Below are 8,401 nucleotides of genomic sequence, written 5' to 3' on the forward strand. Positions count from 1 at the left end.
ACGAGACAGGCCTACGACAAGGCCGTGAAGGAGGCGGGGATCCGGGTGGGCGGGCACTCGTCGGCGGACCTGACCACCGCGACGACAGTACCAATGATCAACGCGTAACTCACCGAAATCATGATGTGACGCCGGAGGTGGACATGGACCGCTGCGAGATCCTTGCCCAGGTGGAGGCCGAACGGCTCAGCCTCGCCGATTTTCTAAATGACCTCAGTGAGCGGGAGTGGCAGACCGACTCGCTGTGTCCCGGCTGGACCGTGCACGACGTCGCCGCCCACCTGACCCTGTCGACCCGCTCGACGTTCCTCGGCACGCTCGGCGGCGTGATCCGGGCGGGTGGCGACTTCAACACGATGATCGCCACCCAAGCCCGGGCGCGGGCGGCCAAGTTCTCCCCGGCGCAGCTCATCGCGCAGATTCACCAGACCGCCGGCTCGCCCCGCCGCGCCCCGGGCACCGGCCCGCTCGACCCGCTCGTCGACGCCCTCGTGCACGGGCAGGACATCGCCCGTCCGCTGGGCCGCGTGCGACAGATGCCGGCCGTTTCCGCCACGGTCGCCCTTGACTACGTCCGCGACAGCGCGTTCTACGGCTGCCGGGAGCGCTTCCGCGGTATGCGGCTCATCGCCACCGACCTGGACTGGTCAGCGGGTCAGGGTCCCGACGAGATACGCGGCCCGGTCGACGATCTGCTCCTGTTGGCCACCGGACGGCCGACGGGCCTCACCGCCCTGTCCGGCACGGGAGCCGAACGGATTCGGGCCGCACTGTGACCGATCCGAAAACGCCGGCGCGCGGCTGGGACGATGCCGCCGACGGCTATGACGCCTACTTCGTCCCCCGCTTCGCCCGCTGGGTGACTGCCGCGGTGCGGGCGGTCACGGTCGTCCCGGTCCCCGATGGTCCGATCCTGGTGCCGTGCTGCGGCACGTTCCCCGAGCTGGACCTGTTGGCCGAGCAGTTTCCCGGCCGTGAGATCGTTGGCATCGACCTGTCCGCGGGCATGGTCCGCCGGGCCCAGCGGCGGGCCGGCCGGTGGCCGAACGCGCGCGTCGTCGAAGGCGACGCCGCCACCCTGGATGCCTGCTGGTCGGGCCGATGCGCTGCGGTGGTGTCCGTGTTCGGTCTGCAACAGCTTCCCCGGCCCGACCTCGCACTCAGGTCATGGGTGGCGGCGCTTCGCCCCGCCGGACGGCTGTCGGTTGTCTTCTGGCCCGATGTCACCGAACCCGACGGGCCGTTCACGCTCATCGACGAGGTGGTGCGCGCTCACGTACCCGCCGGGGACAACTCGTGGGAAGACCGACTGGTGGCCGCTTCGGCGGCACAGGGCGCAACAGTCGAACAGGACGAGCAGCTGTCCTACCCGATCACCCATCCGGACGCGCCGACCTTCTTCGACGCCTACACCCGCTCAGGTCCCCTGCGAGGGCTCGCCAACGCCCGCGGAGATGCCTTCATCAGCCGGCTACGCGCGGAATTCCTCCGCCGCGCTCCAACTGGTGAACTGAACCATCGCCCGAGCGCCCGTCTGATCACCGCACACCGCTGATCGACGACCATCCGCCACGGCCCTGGCCGAGTCAATGGAACTGATCTTGTAAGGGGTCCCAGCAGCCGGCCCTCTTGGGAGTCGTTCGGGGACGGTCACCTTCTCGGGTAAGCCGCCGACCAGGCCCCGATGCCGCATGGAAACCACCGACCCCACAGCAGGGTCCGATCACTCACCGCTGCTTTCCCCTGGTGGGCGGCTTTTCGGGTCAGGGGATCTCGGGGGTGGTTCTGTGGGCAACAGGGTCTCGCGGACAGGGCCCAGTGGGCGCACGTAACGGTGGGTGGCCATGTGAGCTGGAGGAGCGTCTCCCTGGAGGGAGGCCCGCCACGTGCGGGGGGTGGGGCCGGCCGCCGTGAGCGTGAAGGAAACGAAGAGGTCCCCGCCGGGGACGGCGGGGACCTCTTGTACGGCGGTTCGAGCCCCGAAGGGCGGGCTACAACGAGCGGGCCTTGAACAGCGCGCGGCGGGCCGCCTTGGCGATCTGTTTGTCCGGGTGGACCTGGGAGATCAGGTCGAGCAGCTCCTCCACGTGGGCGTGCGGGATCTTCCAGATGACCTCGAGCAGCCCCGTGGTCATCTCGTCGCCGATGTCGCGCAGGCTGCCCACGAACTCGGACCGGCCCAGCCCGGCCGAGATCGTCCACATGTCGAGAATCAGCCAGTGGGTGTCGTCCTGCGACGGCTCGGGCGCCCCTTCGACGCCCAACTGGCTCAGGTGGGTGGCCGCGTACGGCCGCAGCGACGGCTCCTCGAGCGCCTTCTGCCAGGCCGGGACGGCGGCCTCGCCCAGCGTGCCGACGACGCTGGCCGCCTGCACCCTGATCAGCGCGTCGCTGTCGTCCTCGGACGCCGCCTCCAGCAGCTCCTCGGCCGCCCGGTGGGGCTCGCGCAGCCGCATCCACGCCGCGAACTCGGCGTCGGCCTCCTCCTCCGGCAGCTCGGCGCTGAGCGCGAGCAGCTCGTGGGCGCTCATCGACTCGATCGCGGGACGGGCGTCGACCTCGATGTCGGCGTCGTCGATCAGGTGGACGACGCCTTCGGTGCCGAGCGGCGTCAGTCGGACCGTGTCGCCGTCGACCTCGACCATGCCGTAGCCGATCAGCCAGTCGATCGCGGGCGCCAGCGGGTCACCCGCCGCCTCCCACGCGTCGGAGCCCAGCTCGTCGAGCTCGGCCGCGGCCTCCGACAGCTCCCGCGCCAGCTCGTCGCGCTCGCGCGAGCCGCCCGCCAGGAGCAGCCTGGCGAGCAGGCCCCGGGTCAGCCCCGTCAGGGCCATGGTGAGGTCTTCGTCGTCAAGCTCAGGGTCGCCGTAGTCGACGGAGTGCAGCCCGAGCATCCAGGCGTCGAGGACGTCCTCGTCGTCGTCGAACGGCCACTCCGCCGTGTCGTCCTGCACCCCGACCGTGCTGCCCTCGCCCGGCTCGAGGAACTCGAGGTCGACGGCGAGGTTCCAGATGTTCCACAGCTGGGGCACGGCCTCGGAGACGGGGCCGTCGGTCTCGGGCCTGGGCAGCCCGCTGGCCACCAGCGCCTCCTCGACCTCGGCGTCGGTGAGCAACGTCTCCTCGCCCACACGCCGGCCGGGGCCGACCCAGACGGCCAGGTCACGCGCCATGGCGATCAGCGGCGCCCGGCGGGCGGCCTCGGCCAGCTCGGCGTCGGGACGCAGCCTGATCGTGTCGAGCGCGGCCAGCTGGTCGGCGAACGGCTCGAAGTCGCCCAGGTCACCGGCCTCCTCGTCGTCGTCGCCGTCCTCGGAGTCTTCGAGCAGCTCCTCCATGAGGTCGACGAACTCGTCTTCGACGTCGTCCAGCTCGGCCTGCAGATCGGCGAGGGAGTCCGAGCCCTTCGCGAGCCTGCCGGTCTGGTCGAGGAACGTCAGGTACGCGTCCACGGCCGGGAGCATCCCGTCGGCGGCGGCGTCGGGATCCTCCACGACCTTGGGCATGCGCTCGAGCAGCAGGTTGCGCAGGTCGGCACGCTTCCACGTGCCGAGGTCCTGCGAGAAGGCGAGACGGTGCCACAGTGCGGCGGGCCCCACGAGCTCGGGGTCGCTTCCGGGGGCGTTCGCACGCGCCCACATGATGAACTCTTCGAGCAGGGGTCGCAGCTCAGTGGCGGCTACCTCGATGCGATCTGTCACCCACTCAGGCTAGTGCGCTCCCGAGGCACTCGGCTCCCCAAATACCTGCTTTTGCCGATCATGACGTGCGGCGCATCGCCTCGGTGATGCGTTCGGCGGCGGCCATGACGGGCACGGCGTGGAGGCGTCCCGGTGCCCTGGTGAGGCGTTCGATGGGGCCGGAGACCGACACGGCCGCGATCACCTTGCCGCCGCTGCCCCTTATCGGCGCCGACACGCTGGCCACGCCCTGCTCGCGCTCGCCGACACTGTGGGCCCAGCCCCGGCGGCGTACGGAGGCCAGCGTGGCGGCGGTGAACTTGGCGCCGCGCAGCCCTCTGTGCAGCCGGTCGGGCTCCTCCCACGCCAGCAGGATCTGCGCCGCCGAGCCCGCCGTCATGGGCAGCGCCGACCCCACGGGGACGGTGTCGCGCAGGCCGCTGGCCCGCTCGGCGGCCGCGACGCACACGCGCTCGTCGCCCTGGCGGCGATACAACTGGGCGCTTTCCCCCGTCAGATCACGCAATTGCATCAGTACGGGCGCGGCCACCGCCAGCAGCCGGTCCTCGCCCGCCGCGGTGGACAACTCCGACAACCGGGGGCCGAGGACGAACCTCCCCTGTGTGTCACGACTCACAATGCGGTGATGCTCGAGTGCGACGGCCAGCCGGTGGGCCGTGGGTCGGGCCAGGCCGGTGGCCTGAACCAGCTGCGCCAGTGAAGCGGGCCCCGCTTCGAGGGCGTTGAGTACCAGAACGGCCTTGTCGAGTACTCCGACTCCGCTAGAGTTGTCCATAAACCGATACTGCAGTCTCGACATATGAGAAAGCAAGTCGTAGGTTTCTCCCGCGAGGGGAAGCGCCGGTCTCTGACGACGAGCGCGGAGAACGGCGCCGCGGACGGAAGAGACCGGGTCCGAGCGACCGAGCGGCGATGGGCAGCATCGCACACCAGCAGGAGGAGATCATGGCCCGCACACTGGCCGAGAAGGTCTGGGAGCAACACGTCGTCCGGCGCGCCGAGGGCGAACCGGACCTGCTCTATATCGACCTGCACCTCATTCACGAGGTGACCAGCCCGCAGGCGTTCGACGGGCTCCGTCTCGCCGGGCGTAAGGTGCGACGGCCCGATCTCACCATCGCCACCGAGGACCACAACGTCCCGACGGTGCTGGGCCCGATCGCCGACCCGGTGTCCAAGACGCAGGTCGAGACGCTGCGCAAGAACGCCGCCGAGTTCGGCATCCGGCTGCACCCGATGGGCGACGCCGGCCAGGGTGTGGTGCATATCATCGGGCCGCAGTTCGGCCTCACGCAGCCCGGCATGACGATCGTGTGCGGCGACTCCCACACCTCGACGCACGGCGCGTTCGGCGGCATCGCGTTCGGCATCGGCACCTCCGAGGTCGAGCACGTGCTGGCCACGCAGACGCTGCCGGCCTACCGGCCGAAGACGATGGCCATCGAGGTCTCGGGCGAGCTGCCCGTCGGCGTCACCGCCAAAGACCTGATCCTGGCCATCATCGCCAAGATCGGCACCGGTGGCGGCCAGGGTTACATCGTCGAGTACCGCGGCGAGGCCGTGCGCAAGCTCTCCATGGAGGGCCGCATGACCGTCTGCAACATGTCGATCGAGGCGGGCGCCCGCGCCGGCATGATCGCGCCGGACGAGACCACGTTCGCCTACCTGAAGGGCCGCCCGCACGCGCCGCAGGGCGAGGCGTGGGACCAGGCGGTCGAATACTGGAAGTCGCTGCGCACCGACGACGACGCCGTGTTCGACAAGGTCGTCGAGATCGACGCCTCGACGCTGACCCCGTACGTCACGTGGGGCACCAACCCGGGCCAGGGCCTGCCGCTGGGCGAGTCCGTCCCGACCCCTGAGTCCTTCGACGACCCGGTGGCGCGCGCCGCCGCCGAGCGGGCCCTCGAGTACATGGGCCTGACCGCCGGCACGCCGCTGCGCGAGATCGAGGTCGACACGGTGTTCGTCGGCTCGTGCACCAACGGCCGCATCGAGGACCTGCGCTCGGCCGCGGACGTCCTGCGCGGCCGCAAGGTGAAGACCCGCACGCTGATCGTGCCGGGCTCGATGATGGTCAAGCAGCAGGCCGAGCAGGAGGGTCTGCACGAGGTGTTCAAGGCCGCCGGCGCCGAGTGGCGCGAGGCCGGCTGCTCGATGTGCCTGGGCATGAACCCCGACACCCTCCGGCCGGGCGAGCGCAGCGCGTCCACCTCCAACCGCAACTTCGAGGGTCGCCAGGGCAAGGGCGGCCGCACCCATCTGGTGTCGCCGCAGGTCGCCGCCGCGACCGCCGTCACCGGCCGCCTGACCGCCCCCGCCGACCTGTAAGGAACGACAACGATGGAAGCCTTCACCACTCACACCGGTACGGCGGTGCCGCTGCGCCGCAGCAACGTCGACACCGACCAGATCATCCCGGCCGTCTGGCTCAAGCAGGTCAGCCGCACCGGCTTCGAGAAGGGCCTGTTCGCCGCCTGGCGCGAAGACCCCACCTTCGTGCTGAACGACCCCGTCTACGAAGGCGGCACGATCCTCGTCTCCGGCCCCGACTTCGGCACCGGCTCCTCCCGCGAGCACGCCGTGTGGGCCCTGCAGCAGTACGGGTTCCGCGTCGTGATCGCCGCCCGCTTCGGCGACATCTTCCGCAACAACTCCACCAAGATGGGCCTACTGCCGGTCGTGCTGCCGGCCGAGAAGGTCGAGCTGCTGCAGGCGGCCGTCGAGGCCGAGCCCACGCTGGACGTCACCGTCGACCTGGTCGAGCGCCAGGTGCGCTGGGCCGATGAGGCGGTGGCGTTCGAGATCGACGACTACACCCGCTGGCGGCTCATGGAGGGCCTCGACGACATCGGCCTGACCCTGCGTCACGCCGACGACGTCACCACGTACGAGAATGGTCGGCAGCCATGGCTGCCGACGACCGTCTAGAAGACGACGAACTGGCGCGGCGGTTGCGCGAAGCGCACCGCCGCGTCCGCATGCTCCCCGCCGCCGACAAAGAGCGCCTCGCGCGCCGTTATCTCGCCATTTGTGACCTTGCCAAGCGTGACCCGGAAAGGGCAGCGGCACGTCTGGAAGCGTTTCTCACCTCCCTCGACGCCACTTTCGACACGCCACGAGACGTAGAAAACACGCAGGGTGATTGAGTTCCCCCGCGATCCCGCCTACTTTCGAGCGCGTAAGGGGTTTCTACGTCGTACTCGTGAGCCGGAACCCCGAGCCGTAACTGGGGGAGCAGGACTTACATGAACAAGCGAGAACTCGTCGAGGCCATCGCGGATCGCGTGGGCGACAGGAAGACGGCCACCGAGGCCGTGAACGCGGTCATCGACGCCATCCAAAAGGCCGTGGCCTCCGGCGACAAGGTCTCGATCACGGGCTTCGGCGCGTTCGAGATGGTGAACAAGCCCGCCCGAACGGCGCGCAACCCGTCCACCGGTGCGGAAATCAATGTCGCTGAGAGCTGGGCGCCCAAGTTCCGTCCCGGTTCCGATTTCAAGGAGCTGGTGAACGAGGGCGGCAAGAAAATCGGCAAGAAGAAGTAAACCGGTTGTCGCTGCGAAACGCCCGGGCCACGGTGGCCCGGGCGTTTCGCGTTCACCGGTCGGGGACCGGGAAGGTCGACAGGGTGACGTAGGTGATCTGGCCGCCCGTCATCGCGAGGTTGACCCGCTGGCCGCTGCGCAGCAGCCGCAGCGGGCCCGCGTCGAAGGCGGCCGTGCCGAACTCCAGCACGGTGCCGTCGTCGAGGAACACCGTGCCCGAGCGGGTGGCCTCGTCGAAGCTGCGTACGGTCGCCTGCATGCGGCCAGGATAAGAGTTTGCCCGGCCCGCGGCGAGCGGTACATGATCGCCGTCATGGGCGACTTGCAGCGGTTCGCGTGGGCGAACGGGGTCACCCAGCTCGGCACCCAGATCACTCTCGTCGCCCTGCCGCTGACCGCCGTCTTCGTCCTCGACGCGGGCGCGTTCGAGCTCGGGGTGCTGTCGGCCGTGCAGACGGCCGCGTTCCTGCTGGTCGGGCTCCCTGCCGGGGTGTGGGTGGACCGGTGGCGGCGCCGTCCCGTGCTCGTCCGGGCCGAGCTGGTGCGGGGCGTGGCCCTCGCCACGGTCCCCGCCGCCGCCTGGCTGGACGCGCTCACCCTGCCCCACCTGTACGCGGTCGCGCTGGTGCTGGGCGTGGGCACGGTCTTCTTCGACGTGGCGCAGATGAGTTTCCTGCCCGCGATCGTCCCCGTGGAGCGGCTCGAACGCGCCAACGGGCGGCTGGAGGGCACCAGGCAGGTGCCCGTCCTCGCGGGTCCCGGCGTGGGCGGGTGGCTGGTGGCCGCGGTCACGGCGCCGTTCGCGCTGCTCGCCGACGCCGTGGAGCTGCGCGTGGACGCCGCCCAGTACGGCCTGCTGCGGTCGGCGCGCTGGGCGGCGCGGCGCTGGCCGACCGCGTGACCCGCCGCTACGGGGTGGGCCCCACCCTGTACGGCTCCGCCCTGCTCACCACGGCCCTGCAACTGCCCGCGATCGCCACCGGGCCGGGCTGGCGGCTGCTGATCTTCCCGGTCGCCTCGTCCCTGGCGGGCGTCGCCGCGACGGTCTTCAACGTGGCCCAGCTCAGCTACCGCCAGCGCATCACCCCCGAGCGCCTGCTGGGCCGGGTCAACGCCAGCATGCGCTTCCTCATGTGGGGGGCGACGCCGCTG

The 8,401-nt window shown here is 70.4% G+C and carries 10 protein-coding genes and 1 pseudogene; 8 read left to right on the forward strand and 3 right to left on the reverse strand.

Annotation, left to right across the window (positions count from 1 at the left end):
- The first annotated feature begins 143 nt into the window (after positions 1-143).
- Together E1286_RS43755 and E1286_RS43760 are read left to right on the forward strand one after the other, a co-directional pair.
- Positions 144-776 carry a maleylpyruvate isomerase family mycothiol-dependent enzyme gene (locus tag E1286_RS43755; protein ID WP_132622785.1) on the forward strand — a complete coding sequence of 211 codons (633 nt, stop codon included), beginning with the start codon at positions 144-146 and terminating at the stop codon, positions 774-776.
- A complete protein-coding gene (locus tag E1286_RS43760; RefSeq protein ID WP_132622787.1) occupies positions 773-1,555 on the forward strand; it encodes a class I SAM-dependent methyltransferase in 783 nt (260 codons plus the stop codon). The genes E1286_RS43755 and E1286_RS43760 overlap by 4 nt, the downstream gene beginning before the upstream one ends.
- Before the next feature lie 436 nt (positions 1,556-1,991).
- On the opposite strand, the gene E1286_RS43765 is transcribed toward E1286_RS43760, so the two are convergent.
- On the reverse strand, positions 1,992-3,701 hold the full coding sequence (locus E1286_RS43765) for a hypothetical protein (RefSeq protein WP_132622789.1): 1,710 nt from the start codon (positions 3,699-3,701) through the stop codon (positions 1,992-1,994).
- A gap of 58 nt (positions 3,702-3,759) precedes the next feature.
- Positions 3,760-4,476: an IclR family transcriptional regulator gene (locus E1286_RS43770; protein ID WP_043618626.1), complete on the reverse strand. Its 717-nt coding sequence runs from the start codon at positions 4,474-4,476 to the stop codon at positions 3,760-3,762.
- 170 nt (positions 4,477-4,646) lie between these two features.
- Here E1286_RS43770 and leuC point away from each other — a divergent pair, with 170 nt between their 5' ends.
- From leuC to E1286_RS43790, 4 genes are all read left to right on the forward strand, one after another.
- Positions 4,647-6,032 carry a 3-isopropylmalate dehydratase large subunit gene (gene leuC / locus E1286_RS43775; RefSeq protein WP_132622799.1) on the forward strand — a complete coding sequence of 462 codons (1,386 nt, stop codon included), beginning with the start codon at positions 4,647-4,649 and terminating at the stop codon, positions 6,030-6,032.
- Positions 6,033-6,044: 12 nt separating this feature from the next.
- Positions 6,045-6,632 (forward strand): 3-isopropylmalate dehydratase small subunit, encoded by a 588-nt coding sequence (gene leuD, locus E1286_RS43780; protein ID WP_132622791.1) that lies wholly within the window; start codon positions 6,045-6,047, stop codon positions 6,630-6,632.
- The gene (locus E1286_RS43785; RefSeq protein WP_132622793.1) at positions 6,611-6,850 is read left to right on the forward strand and encodes an SCO5555 family protein; all 240 of its coding nucleotides are present in this window, start codon (positions 6,611-6,613) and stop codon (positions 6,848-6,850) included. Before leuD ends, E1286_RS43785 begins: the two co-directional genes overlap by 22 nt.
- 99 nt (positions 6,851-6,949) lie before the next feature.
- Entirely contained in the window at positions 6,950-7,249 is a 300-nt protein-coding gene (locus E1286_RS43790; protein ID WP_090760437.1) for an HU family DNA-binding protein, read from the forward strand.
- Positions 7,250-7,301: 52 nt separating this feature from the next.
- Here E1286_RS43790 and E1286_RS43795 read toward each other — a convergent pair whose 3' ends face one another.
- On the reverse strand, positions 7,302-7,508 hold the full coding sequence (locus E1286_RS43795; RefSeq protein ID WP_132622795.1) for a hypothetical protein: 207 nt from the start codon (positions 7,506-7,508) through the stop codon (positions 7,302-7,304).
- 54 nt (positions 7,509-7,562) lie between these two features.
- Between E1286_RS43795 and E1286_RS43800 the strand changes: the two genes are divergently transcribed.
- Together E1286_RS43800 and E1286_RS43805 are read left to right on the forward strand one after the other, a co-directional pair.
- Complete coding sequence (locus E1286_RS43800; RefSeq protein ID WP_165970190.1) at positions 7,563-8,150, forward strand: MFS transporter; 588 nt, start codon at positions 7,563-7,565, stop codon at positions 8,148-8,150.
- Positions 8,147-8,401: pseudogene (locus E1286_RS43805) on the forward strand (MFS transporter); the annotation flags it as partial. The gene E1286_RS43800 and the pseudogene E1286_RS43805, both read left to right, overlap by 4 nt.

The organism is Nonomuraea terrae (genome assembly GCF_004348995.1).
GTDB classification, from domain to species: Bacteria; Actinomycetota; Actinomycetes; order Streptosporangiales; family Streptosporangiaceae; genus Nonomuraea; species Nonomuraea terrae.

Bases quoted from the DNA above. Each gene is read 5' to 3' on its own strand.
- E1286_RS43755 (WP_132622785.1), top strand. From the start codon at position 144: ATGGACCGCTGCGAGATCCTTGCCCAGGTGGAGGCCGAACGGCTCAGC.
- E1286_RS43770 (WP_043618626.1), bottom strand. From the start codon at position 4,476: ATGGACAACTCTAGCGGAGTCGGAGTACTCGACAAGGCCGTTCTGGTA.
- leuC (WP_132622799.1), top strand. From the start codon at position 4,647: ATGGCCCGCACACTGGCCGAGAAGGTCTGGGAGCAACACGTCGTCCGG.
- leuD (WP_132622791.1), top strand. From the start codon at position 6,045: ATGGAAGCCTTCACCACTCACACCGGTACGGCGGTGCCGCTGCGCCGC.
- E1286_RS43785 (WP_132622793.1), top strand. From the start codon at position 6,611: ATGGCTGCCGACGACCGTCTAGAAGACGACGAACTGGCGCGGCGGTTG.
- E1286_RS43790 (WP_090760437.1), top strand. From the start codon at position 6,950: ATGAACAAGCGAGAACTCGTCGAGGCCATCGCGGATCGCGTGGGCGAC.
- E1286_RS43795 (WP_132622795.1), bottom strand. From the start codon at position 7,508: ATGCAGGCGACCGTACGCAGCTTCGACGAGGCCACCCGCTCGGGCACG.
- E1286_RS43800 (WP_165970190.1), top strand. From the start codon at position 7,563: ATGGGCGACTTGCAGCGGTTCGCGTGGGCGAACGGGGTCACCCAGCTC.